Here is a 16,786-nt window from a genome sequence, read left to right as displayed (position 1 = left end):
GGACGGCGCGCTCACTTCACGGCGGAGTTGCCACCATCCGCATAGAGCGCGGACCCGGTCACGAAGCTTGCCATCGGGCTGGCCAGGAACAGCGCCGCCGAGGCGATTTCATCGGCGCGCGCAATCCGCTTCATGGCATGCAGGCCGGCCGCCCAGTCCTTCTGCTCCTGGCTCCCGGCCATCTCGGTGTCCACTCCCCCAGGCAAGAGCGCATTGGCGCGGATGCCTTGCGCGGCATAGTCCGCAGTAATGCCCTTGACCAAGCCCATCAGCGCGGCTTTGGACGTGCCGTAGGCCGTCATGCCGGGCAGGCCCACGCTCGTCCCCACAAAACTGGACACGAAGACCAGCGCGCCGCCGCCCCGCTCCAGCATGGCCGGAATCTGATGGCACGCGCCCAGGAACGCCGCCGTGAGATTGACGCTCAGCGTATGCTCCCATTCTTCCAGGGCAACTTCCGCAAGCGGCTTGAAGGGCCCGATGGTGCCGGCATTGTTTATCGCGATGTCCAGGCCGCCGAACTCGCGCTGGGCGTACTGCACCGCCAGTCTGTGCGTGTCCGGCAAGGCGACATCTCCCGCAGCAACGCAGGCCCGCCCGCCGGCGCTCCTGATCTCATCGGCCACCCGCTCCAGCAGATCACGGCGTCTGGCCGTCAGCACCAGCGCCGCGCCCTCGGCGGCCAGGCGCAACGCCACGGCGCGCCCGATACCCGAGGACGCGCCCGTGACCAAAGCCACTTTTCCAGCAAGAGATAAAGACATGGGCGTCTGCTCCAGGCATGAATGATGCCTGCATCCTACGAATGCGAACGGGTCCTGTCCTCCCGCTTCTTGCTGTCTACGCGCGGCATCTCACGCCACTGATCTGCGCTGCGCCATCCGTGCCGGCAACTCCTGGGCCACCTGCCTGGCGTCATCGGCCGGCCGTATCAACAGGCAGCCCAACACACCAAGCGCGCCGCCTGCAAGGCTGTAAAAAACGGGCGCCAGTGATATCCCGGTGGCCTGGATCAGCCAGGTGACGATGAACTGGGCGAAACCGCCAAAAATCATGACGGCGATGTTGTAGCAAACCGCCAAGCCGGCCGAGCGCACGTTCGTTGGAAACTGTTCGCCTAACGCTGTCGCGAACGGTCCAAGAAAGCCGCCCAGCAGTATGCTCAGCACGGTGAACGCGACGACCAGATTCGGCAAGGTCGGCGTCGACTGCACCCACGAGAACAGCGGATACATCAATATCGCGTACGGCAGCAGGAACGACAGCATCACCGGCTTTCTTCCATGGCGATCCGAAATCGCGCCGGAAATTGGAATGATGACGATCAGCGCCAGCAGCCCGATGGCCTGCGCGGTGAAGGCGTCGTGCAGCGCGAAACCGAACTGGCGGGTCACGAAAGTCGGCAGATAAATGATGAATGTATAGACGGAAGCCGTGGCGCACGTGGTCAGGCACAGCGTGGCTGCGATGGACCGCGGATAACGGCCCAACATCGCTGCCAGGCTGACCGTCTCCCCCTTACGTAGCGACGCCGCGGACTCTTCGGGTTCGTCCAGATAGCGCCGGATCCACCATCCCAGCGGCGCGATCAGCAGTCCCACGACAAACGGGATGCGCCACATCCCGTCGAGCAGCTGTTGCTCGGTGAAGACCGATGTCAGCAGAAACCCCGTGGCGGCGCCCCCCAGATTGGCGAGATTCTGGCCGAACATCTGCCACGCGCCGTAGAGTCCCTTCTTGTTCCTGGGCGCGGCCTCCACGAGATAGGCGGTGGACGATGCGAACTCGCCGCCAGTCGCGATCCCCTGCATCAGGCGGGCCAGCACGATCAGGATGGGCGCGGCGACGCCTATGGTCGCATACGAAGGAGTAAAGACCATGATGAGCAAGGACACCGTCATCAACGCAATAATCAGTTGCAGCGCTGCCTTCCTGCCCTTGCGGTCCGCATACATGCCGATGGCGATGCCGCCTATCGGGCGCGTGACGAAACCGACGCCGAACGTCGCCAGCGTCAGCAGCAGCGCGGTATGTTCGCCCGCTTCCGGAAAGAACACCTTGGCGATGATGAATGCCATCGCCGCGAACACGCCGAAGTCATACCATTCGAGCGCATTGCCAAATATCGCCGCCGTCAATTGCAGCCATCGCGGGGCGCTTTTCTTTTTTTTTGCCTTATTCATGTCTCGTCTCCTCCCAATTGCTACCTAGTTGTTGTTGTCCAGCGGCAGCGCTCTTTCGGCTATCCGGGAAAGCACCGCGCTTCCGATGGGAATGGCGGCATCGTTGAAATCGAAGTGCGAGGTGTGCAACCCGTGTACATGATCCGGATCGCCCGTGCCCAGATGCAGATACGCACCGGGCCGCTCGCGCAGCATGTAGGCGAAATCCTCCCCGCCCAGGCTGGGCACCGGATGCCGGACCACATGCTGTTCGCCCACCACGTCCTGCGCCGCCAGCCTGGCCAGGCGGGTCTGCGGTTCCGTATTGACCGTTGCCGGCACGTTCGGCTCATAGTCCAGCGTCGCCGATCCGCCCAGCCCTTTCGAAACGCTTTCCACGGTTTCCCGCAGGCGGGCCTGCAAGACCTGCTGAACTTCCGGCCGCAACGATCTGGCGGTGCCCGTAAGCACCACCTCGTCCGGTATGACGTTGAAGCCCGCCAGATTGCCTCCCGCCACGGCGCATAGGCTGAGCACGCCGGCGTCCAGCGGGTCCAGGTTGCGGCTCACGATGGAGTGCGCCGCAACGATGACGTGGCCGGCGATCAGGACCGGATCTACCGTCCGTTGAGGCGCAATCCCCCCATGGCCACCCTTGCCGCGGATCCGGATCGTAATGCGGTCGGACGCCGCCATGACGGGCCCGACCGGAATGGATACCGTCCCCAGGGGCAACGCCGGCCAGTTGTGGAGCGCATATATCTCTTCAATGGGAAACCGCTCGAACAGGCCATCCTTGACCATTTCCAACCCGCCGTTGTGCCCTTCTTCGCCGGGCTGAAAAATCAGATAGACCACGCCGTTGAAATTCCGGGTGCGCTGCAGATAGGCGGCGGCGGCCAACAGCATGGCGACGTGGCCGTCGTGGCCGCAGGCATGCATCTTGCCGTCCTCGGCTGACGCGTACCCCAGCCCCGTGCATTCGCGGATGGGGAGCGCGTCCATGTCCGCTCTCAGGCCTATCGCCCGTCCGCTGCCCGTTTCCCGGCCTGGAATGAATCCGACTACGCCGGTGCGTCCAATGTTGGGGTGGAATCCGATGGAGAGCCGGCGCAGCTCCTCGCAAACCAGCGCCGCGGTCCGGTGCTCCTCAAAACCCAGTTCTGGGTGCGCGTGCAGGTCGTGCCGTATCTGCCTGTACCTGGCGGCGTCCGCGGACAAATGATCAAGGATTTTCTGTGGCATGGGCTTGGGTCTTCGTTATTGAAGTTTTTGTCTACACAGGTTCACTACCGCCCGAATGGTAGAGACACCCCACCCATGCCGTAAAATGCTATTTAACGATGTCCGTCATACTAATAAGGTATAGCCATGGATCTGCGGCAATTGCGCTACTTCGTTGCCGTCGCCGAATGCGGCAGCATCAGCCTCGCGGCTCAGTCGGTGCATATCGCCCAGCCGGCATTGACCCGGCAGATCCAGGCATTGGAAGAAGAGCTGGGCACCGCCGTTTTTGAACGAACCACCCGTGGCGTCCATCTGACCGAAGCGGGCAAGCAGTTGCTCCTGGACGCCAACCGCCTGCTGGGCGACGCGACCGCGGCCATGGAGCGCGCGCAGCGCGCGGGACGCGGTGAGATCGGTCACCTGACCATCGCCCTGCCGGTCATGCTGACGTTGCGTTCCCTGCTCGCCGATGCGCTGCGGCGATTCCGCCGGGAAGCCCCGGGGGTCTCGTTGACACTCAGTCATCTGCTTTCGGATGCGCAGATCGAACTTCTGCCCACAGGCAGGCTGGACGCGGGATTCACGCTGTTCAGGCCGCTCGACGATCCCGCGTTCAAAGGCATCCCCATCTACTCCGAGAAGATGCTGGTCGCCTATCCCGCGGACTGGCACTGGGACAATGACGGCCCGGCGTCCTTGCGCGAACTGGCCGGCCGGGACTTCATCTGGCTGCCGCGCAATGCAGCGCCTGTCTGGCATGACAGGCTGATCCATTGCTTTTTCAAGGCCGGGTTCGTGCCCCGCTCATCGATACAGGGCGTGGATGTCGGATCGATGCTCACCCTGGTCGCCGCGGGCTTGGGCTGCACCGTTCTGCCCGACTCGGCCACGCGCGCCGCGCCACCCACCGTTGCCTTCAAGGAACTGCCCGATCTGGACGTGGTCCAGCATTGGGAGCTGGTCTGGCGGGCCGACAACCAGTCGGCGCCGCTCGAGCGGTTTATCGACATCGTCACGACCCACGTCGCGGACCCCAGCCGCCGTCTGGTGTGAAGCGCGGCACGCCGCAGCCCGCGCTACCTCTCGCAGCTCCAGTATGGGCAACCCGAGCGCCCGATGATTGCCCAGGCCAGCTCGCCCGGGCGGCGGAGCATGCGCTTCATGGCGTTTGCCTGCGCCCGCAATGGCGCTGAATCCGTCCGGTACATGCCCCGCTCGTCGAGCAGGAAGTTCATCTTCAAACGCGCCTGGCGCGCCTTTTCCAGATCGAGTTCGGCGCCGTCTGCTTGAAAGATCGCGCCATAGATCTGCGCTTGAACTCCGCAGTACTGGTCCGCCGCGGTCAATGCCTCTTGCAGGGCGGCATCCGGGTAGAGTTTGCGCAACCCTGCGATCTGCGCATGGCAGCTTTGGTACTGCAGCGGCATGAACCTTGCCAACAGCGCCTGATCCCTGTCTCCGGGTTTCGCGCAACCTCGCAGATCCGGCGCTCGCGATCCATCGCGCACAGCGGCGGACAACGCGCCGGCAATGCACTCATCCAGCGACGACGCTTTCCACAGCGCCCGATCCGAGCCCAGCAATCCCATTTTTCCCAGCGTGCGACCAAACTGCGCGGCGGCAAGCTGTTCCTGCATGCCGCGGTTATGATTGCCGAGCGTCACCGCGGCCAGCGCCACGGCGCTGAGCGTGCCCGTCGCGGCCAGGACCACCGCCGCCGTTACGGGCCGCAAGCGCTCGGCATACAGCGCGATGCCCGCGAGCAGCGCTCCCGACAGCAAGCCGCCCAGGTGCGCCGCATTGTCGACGTCGAACGCGAAGCCCGCGCCAAAGGTCAGCACCAGGCTGAACAGCAGATTGCCGGGCGGGATGTGGGGCCGGCCCATACGCCGGTCATGCAAGCCGTAAACGATCGCGGCCCCGAAAATGCCCAGGATTGCGCCAGACGCCCCGCAGCTCAGGAAAAACTCGTCGCGATGCCATAACGCGGTGACCAGGCTGCCACATAGGCCCGACAGCAGATACACGCCCAGGAACACCCCGGAACGCATGCGCGCCTCCAGGATGATCCCCAGCGACCACAGCGCCAGCATGTTGATTGCCAGGTGCAGGAAGCCGATGTGCAGGAACATGCTGGTGAACAGGCGCCAGTATTCCCCGGACAAGGTCAAGGCCGGTACGTTGCCGCCCCAATCGATCAGGAACGAGGTTTGGCTCAGGCTCTCGAACGCGCGCGAGTCTAAAAATCCCGCCACGCCGTACACCGCGACATTGCAGGCAATCAGCAGAAGCGTGATCTTGCTGGCGAATATTCTTTTGAGCAGGGACGTGCGTTGGAATGGAGGCATCAAGTAGGCATATCGAAGAGTGGGCTTTATCTTAACCAAGCCATGCGTGACGTCGCACGAGCTCGCGGTGCGCGATGTACCGCTGGGGTGCGTTACTCAACCGCCAACCTTGATCGCCGGCTTCTCGTTGCTGCACCCTTCGTATTGATATCGGCCCGGCTTGCCGAGCTTTGCCGTAAAGGTGCATGGCTCACCGGAATACGCGTGCGTGGCCTGCACTTTCAGCACATTACCGGCGACAACCACGCTCTGCTTGCCCTGCAAGCAACTCCAGAAAGTGGTCGAGAGTTCCTCGAAGGTCTGTTCCGCGACGAGCTTGGCGGGACGACCAGCGGCCGTGGAAGCGACCCATTGAATCCGTATGCGGCAGTTGACGTGCTCGAACCCGACCTCTTCCACGACGATCCGGTACGCGCCCGTGGCCGCGCCGTCGGTCCAGCGGCCGCCCTCCACCACACGCGAGATCGACGTGTCCGCTTGCGTTTCAGCGACAGCGCTGGTCGCCTGTAGCGCCAGCAAAAGGAGCACCGCAAGACTTCTCATGACTTTCATCCGCATACCGCCTGGAGTTATCACTGACCGTCAATCGCACCGCAATACGCTGCCGCGCACTTATACCATTCAGGCGCGTAACCGATCGCGGTCATACGGTCAGCGCAATCACCAGCGCGAGAACGGCGATCGTCATCAAGGCCCCTGCGATACCGGCAGACGGCCGATAGTCCGGCCCCGCGCCCTGCTCCTTGAACTGGAACAGCCGCGTCCAGAAGACGAACAGGCTGCCAGTGAATGCAGCTAGCGCCAACACGCTCCACAAGACCACGTACAGCACCGGCACTTCCTCCCACTCCACGTTTCCAATCTGGCGTTTAACGAGGTTCCGCCTGCCGCGCCGCTGCCTTGCGGGCGTTTCGCACAGCGACATGGCTGCAGTAACGCGCGAAGTCCTTCTTCGCCAATGCCAGATAGAACCCGGTCAGGACCATCGCAGCGCTGGCGACGTAAGCATGCAACCACAGATGGGCGGAATACTTGAGCATGCCCGTCAGCAGGTAGAGATTCATCGCACCGATGCCGAGCAGCAGGACCATCAAGATCCAGCGCGCCCATTCGCTGCCCCGATACAGCCAATACAGCAGCAGCGCCGGGATCACCAGCCGTTGCGCCGGTCCGAATTGGCCTCGCAATGCATCCAGGATATCTGGGCTGCAGGTCACAATGATGCCCAGCAAGCTGATAAACCAAAAGCGGCGGCCGTCAGGCATGCGACGACGCGCCTTGTTCTTCACGGCATTCTGTTGCGCCATTTCTTTTCCTAGTCGAAGAGCGTCCCAGTGTACCCATTCGGGTTCGTCAATTTGACGCCGCAAAAAGAAATCAAATACGCTGCGAGGATGATTACGATAAGAACCTCCCGCCCCGACGAAGGCGCGCGCGCAGTCGAAATCTGGCGCAGCGCAGTAGACGCCACGCACGACTTTCTTTCACCCGAGGATCGCCAGGCCATCGACGAGATGGTGTGCGGTTTTCTCCCGCAAGTGCCGCTCTGGCTTGCGGTCGACGCCCGCGACTACCCCCAGGGATTCATGCTCATCTACAACGGCCACATGCAAGCGCTGTTCGTCGATCCCGCCTGCCGCGGAACCGGCATAGGCGCCGCGCTGGTGCGGCACGGCCTATCCCTCCATCCCAACATGACGACGGACGTCAATGAACAGAACGGCCAGGCGGTGGGCTTCTATGAAAGGATGGGCTTCAAGCGCACGGGCCGTTCGCCGCTTGATGATCAAGGCAGGGCCTACCCGTTGATCCATCTGGAGTATCGGAGCTGATCGGAAAAAACAAAGCCACCTGCGGGTGGCTTTTTCCATGGCTGACACTTTGCCAGGGTGCCGCTTTACGCCGGCAGTTTTTTATCAGCCATTGGCATAACGCGCTTGCACCGCGCTCGCTGAAATCAGGCCAACAAAAATGAAAAGGCCGTCAGTGATTTCTCACTGACGGCCTTTGGAACTACTGGTCGGGACGGCGGGATTCGAACTCGCGACCCCTTGCACCCCATGCAAGTGCGCTACCAGGCTGCGCTACGCCCCGAAAGAAAAAGAGTATAGCAGAACAAAAAATTGTTTGCACGCATTCGTGCAAAAAAAGTGCTGAATACTCAAAAAAATTTTCGCGCTGCGTTCATCGATTGCATCAACCGCATGCGCATCGATGATTGCTGCGCGAGGTACTGCTCAATGCAACGCGCGGCTTGCGCCGCGCGTTGCTGGTACTGCGTTCAAACCATATGGGGAAGACGATGCGCCGACGATCAGGCCGCAGGGCTGACGTTGCTGGCGCTTGCGCCTGCCGCGTTTGCCGCCGTGCCCAAGGCTTCGGCCAGCATCGTCGAGACGTTGCCAAGTTCATTGCGCAAGGCTTGCATCTCGGCGCCCGACAGGCGCACTGCCGCGTCCTGATCATGCGGCACGTCGCGCGCATCGCCCAGGCGATTGCGCGCGCCGCTGATCGTGAAGCCTTGCTCATACAGCAGCGAGCGGATGCGGCGGATCAGCAGCACTTCGTGATGCTGGTAGTAGCGGCGGTTGCCGCGCCGCTTCACCGGCTTGAGCTGCGTGAATTCCTGTTCCCAATACCGCAAGACATGGGGCTTGACGCCACACAGGTCGCTGACTTCACCGATGGTGAAGTAACGCTTGGCGGGAATGGGCGGTAAGGTAACGGTGGATTCGGTACGTGTCATAAGGGGATTTTATGCCGCGATGCGTCAGGTGCCGATAACAATTGCCGACAAAGCGTATCACTCCTCGGCGTCGGGTGCTGCGGGCGCGGCCTGTTCCACCACGCTCTTGAGCTTCTGGCTTGCGTGGAAGGTGACCACGCGGCGCGCGGCGATGGGGATGGTCTCGCCGGTCTTGGGATTGCGGCCAGGGCGCGGCGGCTTGTCGCGCACCTGGAAGTTGCCGAAGCCGGAGAGCTTGACGGAATCACCGCGCGCCAAGGCGTCGCGGATTTCCTCGAAGAAGGTATCGACGATGTCCTTGGCTTCGCGCTTGTTCAGGCCGACCCGCTCGAAGAGCAGTTCGGCCAGTTCAGCCTTGGTCAGAGTGCGCGGCTCGGCAGCAAGCATACTGTTCCCCATGGTTCAAGCGCGTTGGCGAGCGCCGTGCGCAGCCACCAAGGCTTCCTTGATGCGTGCCAGGCAATCCGCCACGCGGGCCTCGTCCAGCGTGACCTCAGTGTCCTGTAGCCAGAAACGGAAAGCAAGGCTTTTCTCGGTGACGGGTTCGCTGCCGTGGGCCTTCTCGCGCCACACGTCGAACAGGCGCGCGTCCTGCACCACCGACAGTTGCGGATCCGCCTTCACGACCGCGGCGACGGTGTCGAGCATGGATTGCGCCGACACGTGGGCATCGACCCACAGCGCCAGGTCGCGCACCACGATGGGCTGGCGCGAGAGTTCGCGCACTTGCGGCAGTTCGCCTTCGGACAAGGCTGCGGCGTCCAGTTCGAACACGACGGGCGCATGCGCCAGGTCGGCCTGCTGAGCCCAGCGCGGATGCAGTTCGCCGATCCAGCCGACATGCTTGCCGTCCAGCTCGATGCGGGCGCTGCGGCCCGGATGCAGGGCGGGATGCGAGGCGGCTTCGAAGCGCAGGCGGCTGCCGCGCGCGCCGAACAGCGCCTCGACATCCATCTTCACATCATAGAAATCCACCTGGCGGGTCGCCACGCCCCACTGCTCTTCCACGGCCGGTCCCCAGGCCGCGCCGGCCAGCTTCATGGGCTGGCGCACGCCGGCCACTTCCAGCGGACCGTCCTGAACGGACGCATCGCGCATGAACACGCGGCCCAGTTCGAACAGACGCACGCGCGTCTGCTTGCGGTTGGCGTTATGGCGGATGTTGGCGACCAGGCTGCCGATCAGGCTGGAGCGCATGACCGACAGATGGCTGGCGATCGGATTGACCAGGCGCACCGGCGTTTCGTTGCCGGCATAGTCGCGTTCCCAGTCGGCTTCAACGAAGCTGTAGTTCACGACTTCCTGGTAGTCCTGCGCGGCAGCCAGGCGACGCAGCGCATGGGCGCCACGACGGATTTCCGGCTGCGAGAACATCTTGGCGCGCGCCATTGGCGGCTCCACGGGGATGTTCTCGAAACCGTAGATACGGGCCACTTCCTCGATCAGGTCTTCTTCAAGCTCCAGGTCGAAGCGGTAGGAAGGCGGCGTGACGATGAAGTCGTCGCCCTCGATCTTGAAGTCCAGCCCCAGGCTGCCGAAGATCTTGGCGACTTCGGCTTGCGTGACGGGCACGCCCAGCACGCGGTGGCAACGCGCCAGGCGCATGCGCACGGGCTCGCGCTTGGGCAAGTTGACGATCTGGTCATCCAGCGGACCGGCTTCGCCGCCGCAGATGTCAATGATCAGGCGCGTGATGAATTCGATGTGCTCGGGGATGGTGGCGTAGTCCACGCCGCGCTCGCCGCGGTGGCTGGCTTCCGAGCTGAACTTGTAGCGGCGCGCGCGGCCGGCGAGCGACTGCGGCCACCAGAACGCGGCTTCCAGATAGATGTTGCGAGTGTCGAGCGTGACCGAGGTGGCTTCGCCGCCCATGATGCCGGCCAGGCTTTCCACCTGATCGCCAGCGACCACCACGCCCACCGTCGAATCCAGCGTGACGGTCTGGCCGTTCAGCAGTTCGAGCGTTTCGCCTTCGCGGGCCCAGCGCACGCTGAGGTCGCCGCGGATCTTGTCCAGGTCGAACACGTGCGACGGACGCCCCAGTTCGAGCATGACGTAGTTGGAGATGTCCACCAGCGCCGATACCGAGCGTTGGCCGGCGCGCTCCAGGCGCGTCTTCATCCATTCGGGAGTCGCTGCGCGGGCGTTGACGCCGCGGATCACGCGGCCGCCAAAACGGCCGCACAGATCAGGCGCCTCGACCTTGACCGGCAGGCGCTCGTCCAGCGTGACCGGCACAGCGACAGCGGTGGGTACCGACAGCGGCGCACCGGTCAGGGCGGCCACTTCGCGCGCCACGCCCAGGATGGACAGGCAGTCGGCGCGGTTGGGCGTCATCTTCAGCGTGAAGAGCGTGTCGTCCAGATTCAGCGCCTCGCGGATCGACTGGCCCGGCGTCATGTCGGCGGGCAGTTCCAAAAGGCCTGCATGGTCTTGCGACAGTCCCAGTTCGCGGGCCGAGCACAACATGCCCGAGGACTGCACGCCGCGCATCTTGGCCACGCCGATCTTCATGCCGCCAGGCAGCTCGGCGCCGACGCGCGCGAGCGGCACCTTCAGGCCGGCAGCGGCGTTGGGCGCGCCGCACACGATCTGCAGCAGTTCGCCGGCGCCGTCGTCCACTTTGCAGACGCGCAGCTTGTCGGCGTCGGGATGGGGCGCGATTTCGACGATGTGGCCCACGACCACGCCGCTGAAGGCGGGCGCGGCGGGCACGGTGTCTTCGACTTCCAGGCCGGCCATGGTGAGCCGGTGTGCAAGTTCATCGGTGGCGATAGCGGGGTTGACCAGCGTACGCAGCCAGGATTCGGGAAATTGCATGATCAGCCGTCTGTTATTCGTTGAACTGGCGCAGGAAGCGCAAATCGCCTTCGTAGAACTGGCGCAGATCGTTGACGCCGTAGCGCAACATGGTCAGGCGCTCAAGTCCGGAACCGAAGGCAAAGCCGATGTAGCGTTCGGGATCGAGGCCGAAGTTGCGCACCACTTGCGGATGCACCTGGCCCGAGCCGGAAATCTCCAGCCAGCGGCCGCGGTTCGGCCCCGAGGTGAACATCATGTCGATTTCGGCGGACGGCTCCGTGAACGGGAAGAACGACGGGCGGAAACGCACGGCCAGGTCGTCGGTTTCAAAGAAGCAGCGCAGGAAATCGGTGTACACGCCCTTCAGGTCGGCGAACGAAATGTCCTCGGCGATCCAGAGCCCTTCCACCTGGTGGAACATGGGCGAGTGCGTAGCGTCGCTATCGACGCGGTAGGTGCGGCCCGGTGCGATGACCTTGATGGGCGGCTTATGCATGCGGGCGTAACGCACCTGCATGGGGCTGGTGTGCGTGCGCAGCAGCAGCGGCTGGCCTTCGGCGTCCTGCATGTCGACGTAGAACGTGTCATGCATGGAGCGCGCAGGATGGTCCAGCGGGCTGTTCAAAGCAGTGAAATTGGTCCAGTCGTTTTCCACTTCGGGGCCGTCGGCCACGTCGAAGCCTATGGAACGGAAGATCTCTTCCACGCGTTCCCAGGTCCGGATCACCGGATGGATGCCGCCCGGCGCGCGGCCGCGGCCCGGGAGGGTGACGTCAATGGTTTCGGATGCCAGGCGGGCGTCCAGTTCAGCCTGTGCCAGCGCGGCGCGCCGCAGGTTCAGCAGCTCTTCGACCCTTTGCTTGGCCTGATTGATCCGGGCACCCATCTCGCGCTTCTGCTCCGGGTCGAGCTTGCCGAGGGCTTTGAGCAGCACCGTCAGCGCGCCTTCCTTGCCCAGGAACCGAGCCTTTGCATTTTCCAGCGCGGCGGCATCGGAGGCCGCGGCGAAGCGTTCTTGCGCCTGGGAGACCAGGTCGTCAACCGTTTGAGTCATGAAATCCAGCCTTCAAAACGCAAACGGGGCCATTACAGCCCCGTTTGCAGCGATGCGCGATGAGTTAAAGCGCGATCAGGCAGCCAAGGCAGCCTTGGCTTGCTGCACGATGGCGGCAAAGCCGGCCTTGTCGCGCACGGCCAGGTCGGCCAGAACCTTGCGGTCGAGTTCGATCGAAGCCTTCTTCAGGCCGGCGATGAACACGCTGTAGCTGACGCCATGTTCGCGGACGGCGGCGTTGATACGCGTGATCCACAGAGCACGGAACGTGCGCTTCTTGTTACGACGGTCGCGGTAGGCGTATTGGCCAGCGCGCATGACTGCTTGCTTGGCAATACGGAACACATTACCGCGGCGGCCACGGTAACCCTTGGCGGCGGCAATGACTTTTTTGTGACGTGCGCGGGCGGTTACGCCGCGTTTGACGCGAGGCATAGTAGATCTCCCTTAGATCAAGCGAAAGGCATCATGGCCTTGACGGAGGCCACGTTGGAGTCATGGACCGCTGCCGAGCCGCGCAGTTGACGCTTGGCCTTGGTGGTCTTCTTGGTCAGAATGTGGCGCTTGAACGCCTGACCGCGCTTGATGGAGCCGCTGCCGCGAACCTTAAAGCGCTTGGAGGCGCTTTTCTTGGTTTTCATCTTGGGCATGTTGATTCCCTAAACTAAACACTCATTGTTGATATGCATGACGCCAGGTGCTTGACGCATGGACGGCCGATGAAACCTTCCATGGCGGCAAAACTTGGAGACCTGTTGCCACTTCTTGGGGGTACTTCCGGGGTACTTCCGGGACACTTCTGGATTACATCCGAAGCATTTCCGGGGTACGTTCCGCCAGCATTGCTGCCAGGCGGATTCTCCCCAGAAACAGATCAAATCTGATCCAGATCCGGGAAAGCCTTTGATTATATGGTGATTTCCCGCATTTTGTCGAGCCAGCCAGCCGGCAAAGCGCAACCCCAGGGGCGGCGAACGCCACAGAGGGGGTTTCATACGCCCGGCCGCCGGTACTGCACCGCCTGGGCAATGTGGCGGGCCCCCAGGGCATCCTCCCCTTCCAGATCGGCGATCGTACGCGCCACCCGCAGCGCACGGTGCATGGCGCGGGCCGACCCCGACAGGCGGCGCATGGCCTGTAGCAGCAAGGCCTGGCCTTCGTCGTCCAGGCGGCAATGCTCGTCCAGTTCCGCCCCCGCCAGCGCGGCGTTGGGCTTGCCCTGGCGGGCCTGCTGACGCTGGCGGCAACGCGCCACGCGCTCCCGGACCGGGCCGGACGCCTCCCCCGGCGGCTTGCCCATCCATTCGGGGTCGGATGGCGGCAAGGCCACGTGCAGGTCGATGCGGTCCAGCAACGGGCCCGATATCTTGCCTGCATAGCGCGCCACCTGATCCGGCGTGCAGGCGCAGGGCCGCCCGGGATGCCCGCGCCACCCGCAAGGGCACGGGTTCATGGCCGCCACCAACTGGAAACGGGCGGGAAACTGCGCCGCGCGCAGCGCCCGCGCGATGACCACCCTGCCCGTCTCAAGGGGTTCCCGCAGGGCCTCCAACGTACGGCGGCTGAACTCTGGCAACTCATCCAGAAACAACACCCCATGATGCGCGAGGCTGATCTCGCCCGGACGCGGACGACTCCCCCCGCCTACCAGCGCCGCCGCCGTGGCGGAATGGTGTGGCGCGCGGAACGGGGGCTGCCCCACGGGCGCGTCGGACAAGCCAGCCAGCGCGGCAACGGCGGCCACTTCCAACGCCTCGCCGCGCGCCAGCGGCGGCAGCAGGCCCGGCAGGCGCGCCGCCAGCATGCTCTTGCCCGCTCCCGGCGGCCCTATCATCAACAGGCTATGTCCGCCCGCTGCAGCAACCTCCAAGGCCCGCCGCGCCCCCGGCTGCCCCCGCACATCCGACAGGCAGGGTCCGGGCGCAGCCGCCGGCCAGGGCCGGGGCACGGCGTTGGACAACAGGCAGGCACCGGTGGCGTGCGCTGCCACGTCAGCCAGCGTGCGCGCCGACAGCACGCGCAGCCCGGGAACCCAGGCGGCCTGCTCGGCGCTGCCCGCAGGCAGGATGAGCGTGGCGCCGGGCGCCTCCCGGGCGACGCTCAGCGCGATGACCAGCGGCGCCGCGACCGGCACCAACGCGCCGGTCAGGGACAGCTCCCCGGCCAGCACCAAGTCGGCCAAGGCTGGATCCCGAACGGGCGATTCCGAATCGCGAACGTCCGCCGGCGCGGCCAACTGGCCGGAGGCCAGCAGCAGGCCCAGGGCGATCGGCAGGTCGAAACGCCCCGACTCCTTGGGAATGTCGGCGGGCGAAAGATTGACCGTGATCCTGCCGGGCGGGAACTCGAAGCCGCTGTTCAAGATGGCGGCGCGCACGCGCTCGCGGCTTTCGCGCACTTCGGTATCGGGCAGGCCGACCACATTGAAGCTGGGCAGGCCCGGGCCCAGATGCGTTTCCACGCGCACCGCGTGGGCATCCAGGCCGCACAGGGCGCGGCTGGCAAGTACGGCTAGCGTCAAGGCGGCCTCCGAGCAAGAGTTGGGTCCGCCAGTATCCGCAAACGCGAGGCCCGCGCGGCGGCGGCCGTGACAGAAGCATCACTCCCGTCAACCACAGATGCGCACGCGGAAATGGAAAACGGCCGCTGATCGCGGCCGTTTCCGGAAAGCATTTCCTGCCGGCCGCGAGATGCGGCCTCCAGCGCTTACTTGTCCAGCGCGGACAAGCGCGACTCCAGCTGCTGCACCTGCGCGGCCAATTGGTCCACCCGGGCGCGGGTGCGCGCCAGCAGGTCGGCCTGGACGTCGAATTCCTCGCGCGTGACGAGATCCAGCTTGGAGAATGCCTGCGTCATCATCGCGCGCACATTGCGCTCCACATCCGCGGCCGGACTGCGGGCGATCAGGTCGGAGATGTTCTTCTGGATGTCTTCCATCCATTGGGTGCGATTGTTCATGACGGCCTCACTGTGTTCTTGATGCCTCAAGTGTAGTGCGTCGGAACGCCGTTTCCGGACTGACCGCGCAAAAAAAGGGCCGCCTCGATCCAAAAAAAGAGGGCGGGCCGCATGCGGTGACCGCCCTTCAAAGCACAGGAGAAAACCGGGCTGCCATGGCGGCAACCCCCTACCAACATCGTTACGGGCAACCCATCTGGCTTGCCGACTGCGTGAACGTATCCGACGACTGCTTGCATTGCGCCGCCAACTGCGTCTTGTCGCTGACCGCGCCCCATTGCGCTCTGGCCGCGTCTAGCTGCTCCTTGATCGCGGCGGCAGCCGGGTTGCCGCTGCCGAGCTTGTCCATGCAGGCATTGATCTTGGCGACGTAGGCCTCGCACTCGGCGGGAACGGACGCTGCAGTGCCTGCCGCCGGAGCAGCCGAGGAAGGCGAAGTCGCGGGTGGAGGCGGCGTCGCGGGAGCCGCAGGTGCGGGCGCAGGTGCGGTGGCGGCCGGCGTGGCGGCCTTTTCTTCGCTCTTGTTGCAGCCGGCCAGCGCGGCAAGCGACGCGGCCAGGACCAAAGTGCAGAAAGCCTTGCGGTGGATTTTCATGACTACCCTTTCCCGTTCCTGCTTTCTTTTGGAGATCCGTCGACGCGGAGACTCCGCCTGCGGCCCAGCCTGTTCGGGGACAGGCTTGAACTGTTATCGATTCTTCTGCAGCCGCTCTTCGGCAACAAGCCGACGGGTGTAAACCCTCGTATCACGAGACCGCGCCGGCCGCGCCGATTCCGGCGCTCCTCTGCGTCTCGCCAACGGTCTGCCGATTTGCGCCAAAGGCGCGCCGCATATGGCTCAGCGGGCAGCAGGCGAGTCATCAATGACTCGATAAAAAAGCTGATATGCCAACATAAAACGCAATAAAACGCGCATCAATTTGCTACAAATATCGGACGCCAAACATATTTTGTTGCTTGCCCCAAGGGCTGGCGCGGCGCACCAACTTGAAGCTGACTTGCGGTGCATGAAGCACCAAACCGGTGCAATCAAGCACGCTTTGAGCGCGCCAACCTCCTTCGCTGGGCCATATCCGACATGGCATGGAATTTGCTTGATAGACGAAGCCAACGTGCAACCATGAGAGGAAATGCCATGAAACTCATCATCGCCATCATCAAGCCCTTCAAGCTCGACGAAGTGCGGGTGGCTCTATCCGGGATCGGCGTCCAGGGCCTGACCGTCACTGAAGTAAAGGGATTCGGCCGCCAGAAGGGCCATACCGAGCTGTATCGCGGCGCCGAGTACGCCGTCGATTTCCTGCCCAAGCTGCGTGTCGAGGCCGCCGTGCCCGACCATCTGGTCGATCAGGTCATTGAAGCCATCGAACAGGCTGCCCGCACCGGCAAGATCGGCGACGGCAAGATCTTCGCCGCCCCGCTCGAACAAGTGATCCGCATCAGAACGGGTGAATCCGGCGAAGCTGCGCTGTAAATAAATAAAGACTCA

At 63.8% G+C, this 16,786-nt stretch carries 19 protein-coding genes and 1 tRNA gene; 3 read left to right on the top strand and 17 right to left on the bottom strand.

Annotated features, from left to right (window positions below; all coding sequences use genetic code 11):
* Positions 1–11: 11 nt before the first annotated feature.
* The 3 genes from AC1RHV_RS29170 to AC1RHV_RS29160 form a co-directional block, all read right to left on the bottom strand.
* Positions 12–764: an SDR family oxidoreductase gene (locus AC1RHV_RS29170; RefSeq protein WP_119451630.1), complete on the bottom strand. Its 753-nt coding sequence runs from the start codon at positions 762–764 to the stop codon at positions 12–14.
* 90 nt (positions 765–854) lie between these two features.
* The gene (locus tag AC1RHV_RS29165; protein WP_306653437.1) at positions 855–2,183 is read right to left on the bottom strand and encodes an MFS transporter; all 1,329 of its coding nucleotides are present in this window, start codon (positions 2,181–2,183) and stop codon (positions 855–857) included.
* Between the two features lie 24 nt (positions 2,184–2,207).
* Complete coding sequence (locus tag AC1RHV_RS29160) at positions 2,208–3,407, bottom strand: amidohydrolase (protein ID WP_306653438.1); 1,200 nt, start codon at positions 3,405–3,407, stop codon at positions 2,208–2,210.
* A gap of 126 nt (positions 3,408–3,533) precedes the next feature.
* Between AC1RHV_RS29160 and AC1RHV_RS29155 the strand changes: the two genes are divergently transcribed.
* Complete coding sequence (locus AC1RHV_RS29155; RefSeq protein WP_054458242.1) at positions 3,534–4,442, top strand: LysR family transcriptional regulator; 909 nt, start codon at positions 3,534–3,536, stop codon at positions 4,440–4,442.
* A 23-nt stretch (positions 4,443–4,465) separates the two neighbouring features.
* Here AC1RHV_RS29155 and AC1RHV_RS29150 read toward each other — a convergent pair whose 3' ends face one another.
* The 4 genes from AC1RHV_RS29150 to AC1RHV_RS29135 all read right to left on the bottom strand — a co-directional run bounded on the left by AC1RHV_RS29150 (position 4,466) and on the right by AC1RHV_RS29135 (position 7,044).
* Complete coding sequence (locus AC1RHV_RS29150) at positions 4,466–5,776, bottom strand: rhomboid family intramembrane serine protease (RefSeq protein WP_492302476.1); 1,311 nt, start codon at positions 5,774–5,776, stop codon at positions 4,466–4,468.
* A gap of 57 nt (positions 5,777–5,833) precedes the next feature.
* Entirely contained in the window at positions 5,834–6,280 is a 447-nt protein-coding gene (locus tag AC1RHV_RS29145) for a hypothetical protein (RefSeq protein ID WP_175160960.1), read from the bottom strand.
* Positions 6,281–6,380: 100 nt separating this feature from the next.
* Positions 6,381–6,569 (bottom strand): hypothetical protein, encoded by a 189-nt coding sequence (locus AC1RHV_RS29140; RefSeq protein WP_492302474.1) that lies wholly within the window; start codon positions 6,567–6,569, stop codon positions 6,381–6,383.
* Positions 6,570–6,606: 37 nt separating this feature from the next.
* Positions 6,607–7,044, bottom strand: coding sequence for a hypothetical protein (locus AC1RHV_RS29135; RefSeq protein ID WP_054458245.1), 438 nt, complete (start codon positions 7,042–7,044; stop codon positions 6,607–6,609).
* An 87-nt stretch (positions 7,045–7,131) separates the two neighbouring features.
* Here AC1RHV_RS29135 and AC1RHV_RS29130 point away from each other — a divergent pair, with 87 nt between their 5' ends.
* The gene (locus tag AC1RHV_RS29130) at positions 7,132–7,569 is read left to right on the top strand and encodes an acetyltransferase (RefSeq protein ID WP_492302472.1); all 438 of its coding nucleotides are present in this window, start codon (positions 7,132–7,134) and stop codon (positions 7,567–7,569) included.
* Between the two features lie 185 nt (positions 7,570–7,754).
* Here the strand turns inward: AC1RHV_RS29130 and AC1RHV_RS29125 are convergent.
* The 10 genes from AC1RHV_RS29125 to AC1RHV_RS29080 all read right to left on the bottom strand — a co-directional run bounded on the left by AC1RHV_RS29125 (position 7,755) and on the right by AC1RHV_RS29080 (position 15,892).
* Positions 7,755–7,831 (bottom strand) — tRNA-Pro (locus AC1RHV_RS29125).
* A gap of 220 nt (positions 7,832–8,051) precedes the next feature.
* Positions 8,052–8,483, bottom strand: a complete 432-nt coding sequence (locus AC1RHV_RS29120; RefSeq protein WP_054458247.1) for a MerR family transcriptional regulator — start codon at positions 8,481–8,483, stop codon at positions 8,052–8,054.
* Positions 8,484–8,540: 57 nt separating this feature from the next.
* Positions 8,541–8,882: an integration host factor subunit alpha gene (locus tag AC1RHV_RS29115; protein WP_054458248.1), complete on the bottom strand. Its 342-nt coding sequence runs from the start codon at positions 8,880–8,882 to the stop codon at positions 8,541–8,543.
* 3 nt (positions 8,883–8,885) lie between these two features.
* Complete coding sequence (gene pheT, locus AC1RHV_RS29110; RefSeq protein ID WP_492302469.1) at positions 8,886–11,303, bottom strand: phenylalanine--tRNA ligase subunit beta; 2,418 nt, start codon at positions 11,301–11,303, stop codon at positions 8,886–8,888.
* A gap of 13 nt (positions 11,304–11,316) precedes the next feature.
* Entirely contained in the window at positions 11,317–12,339 is a 1,023-nt protein-coding gene (gene pheS, locus AC1RHV_RS29105; protein WP_054458250.1) for a phenylalanine--tRNA ligase subunit alpha, read from the bottom strand.
* A gap of 75 nt (positions 12,340–12,414) precedes the next feature.
* Entirely contained in the window at positions 12,415–12,774 is a 360-nt protein-coding gene (rplT, locus tag AC1RHV_RS29100) for a 50S ribosomal protein L20 (protein WP_006218741.1), read from the bottom strand.
* 17 nt (positions 12,775–12,791) lie between these two features.
* Complete coding sequence (gene rpmI, locus AC1RHV_RS29095) at positions 12,792–12,989, bottom strand: 50S ribosomal protein L35 (RefSeq protein ID WP_008159912.1); 198 nt, start codon at positions 12,987–12,989, stop codon at positions 12,792–12,794.
* A gap of 341 nt (positions 12,990–13,330) precedes the next feature.
* Complete coding sequence (locus AC1RHV_RS29090; protein WP_192353196.1) at positions 13,331–14,860, bottom strand: YifB family Mg chelatase-like AAA ATPase; 1,530 nt, start codon at positions 14,858–14,860, stop codon at positions 13,331–13,333.
* A 185-nt stretch (positions 14,861–15,045) separates the two neighbouring features.
* Positions 15,046–15,297 carry an accessory factor UbiK family protein gene (locus AC1RHV_RS29085; protein ID WP_054458252.1) on the bottom strand — a complete coding sequence of 84 codons (252 nt, stop codon included), beginning with the start codon at positions 15,295–15,297 and terminating at the stop codon, positions 15,046–15,048.
* A 181-nt stretch (positions 15,298–15,478) separates the two neighbouring features.
* Positions 15,479–15,892 (bottom strand): DUF5339 family protein, encoded by a 414-nt coding sequence (locus tag AC1RHV_RS29080; RefSeq protein ID WP_175161088.1) that lies wholly within the window; start codon positions 15,890–15,892, stop codon positions 15,479–15,481.
* Positions 15,893–16,432: 540 nt separating this feature from the next.
* Between AC1RHV_RS29080 and AC1RHV_RS29075 the strand changes: the two genes are divergently transcribed.
* Positions 16,433–16,771 (top strand): P-II family nitrogen regulator, encoded by a 339-nt coding sequence (locus AC1RHV_RS29075; RefSeq protein WP_054458254.1) that lies wholly within the window; start codon positions 16,433–16,435, stop codon positions 16,769–16,771.
* The last annotated feature ends 15 nt before the right edge of the window (positions 16,772–16,786 follow it).

It is taken from the genome of Achromobacter sp. GW823-FHT04E03 (genome assembly GCF_058796095.1).
Note: the sequence above shows the minus strand (reverse complement) of the source record. Positions and strands in the feature narration are given on the sequence as shown.

What these genes read in the sequence shown, in the direction of transcription:
- AC1RHV_RS29155 (WP_054458242.1), top strand. Translation starts at nt 3,534, where the DNA reads ATGGATCTGCGGCAATTGCGCTACTTCGTTGCCGTCGCCGAATGCGGC.
- AC1RHV_RS29075 (WP_054458254.1), top strand. Translation starts at nt 16,433, where the DNA reads ATGAAACTCATCATCGCCATCATCAAGCCCTTCAAGCTCGACGAAGTG.
- AC1RHV_RS29135 (WP_054458245.1), bottom strand. Translation starts at nt 7,044, where the DNA reads ATGGCGCAACAGAATGCCGTGAAGAACAAGGCGCGTCGTCGCATGCCT.
- AC1RHV_RS29170 (WP_119451630.1), bottom strand. Translation starts at nt 764, where the DNA reads ATGTCTTTATCTCTTGCTGGAAAAGTGGCTTTGGTCACGGGCGCGTCC.
- AC1RHV_RS29120 (WP_054458247.1), bottom strand. Translation starts at nt 8,483, where the DNA reads ATGACACGTACCGAATCCACCGTTACCTTACCGCCCATTCCCGCCAAG.
- AC1RHV_RS29130 (WP_492302472.1), top strand. Translation starts at nt 7,132, where the DNA reads ATGATTACGATAAGAACCTCCCGCCCCGACGAAGGCGCGCGCGCAGTC.
- rplT (WP_006218741.1), bottom strand. Translation starts at nt 12,774, where the DNA reads ATGCCTCGCGTCAAACGCGGCGTAACCGCCCGCGCACGTCACAAAAAA.
- AC1RHV_RS29085 (WP_054458252.1), bottom strand. Translation starts at nt 15,297, where the DNA reads ATGAACAATCGCACCCAATGGATGGAAGACATCCAGAAGAACATCTCC.
- pheS (WP_054458250.1), bottom strand. Translation starts at nt 12,339, where the DNA reads ATGACTCAAACGGTTGACGACCTGGTCTCCCAGGCGCAAGAACGCTTC.
- rpmI (WP_008159912.1), bottom strand. Translation starts at nt 12,989, where the DNA reads ATGCCCAAGATGAAAACCAAGAAAAGCGCCTCCAAGCGCTTTAAGGTT.
- AC1RHV_RS29145 (WP_175160960.1), bottom strand. Translation starts at nt 6,280, where the DNA reads ATGAGAAGTCTTGCGGTGCTCCTTTTGCTGGCGCTACAGGCGACCAGC.
- AC1RHV_RS29165 (WP_306653437.1), bottom strand. Translation starts at nt 2,183, where the DNA reads ATGAATAAGGCAAAAAAAAAGAAAAGCGCCCCGCGATGGCTGCAATTG.
- AC1RHV_RS29160 (WP_306653438.1), bottom strand. Translation starts at nt 3,407, where the DNA reads ATGCCACAGAAAATCCTTGATCATTTGTCCGCGGACGCCGCCAGGTAC.
- AC1RHV_RS29115 (WP_054458248.1), bottom strand. Translation starts at nt 8,882, where the DNA reads ATGGGGAACAGTATGCTTGCTGCCGAGCCGCGCACTCTGACCAAGGCT.
- AC1RHV_RS29080 (WP_175161088.1), bottom strand. Translation starts at nt 15,892, where the DNA reads ATGAAAATCCACCGCAAGGCTTTCTGCACTTTGGTCCTGGCCGCGTCG.
- pheT (WP_492302469.1), bottom strand. Translation starts at nt 11,303, where the DNA reads ATGCAATTTCCCGAATCCTGGCTGCGTACGCTGGTCAACCCCGCTATC.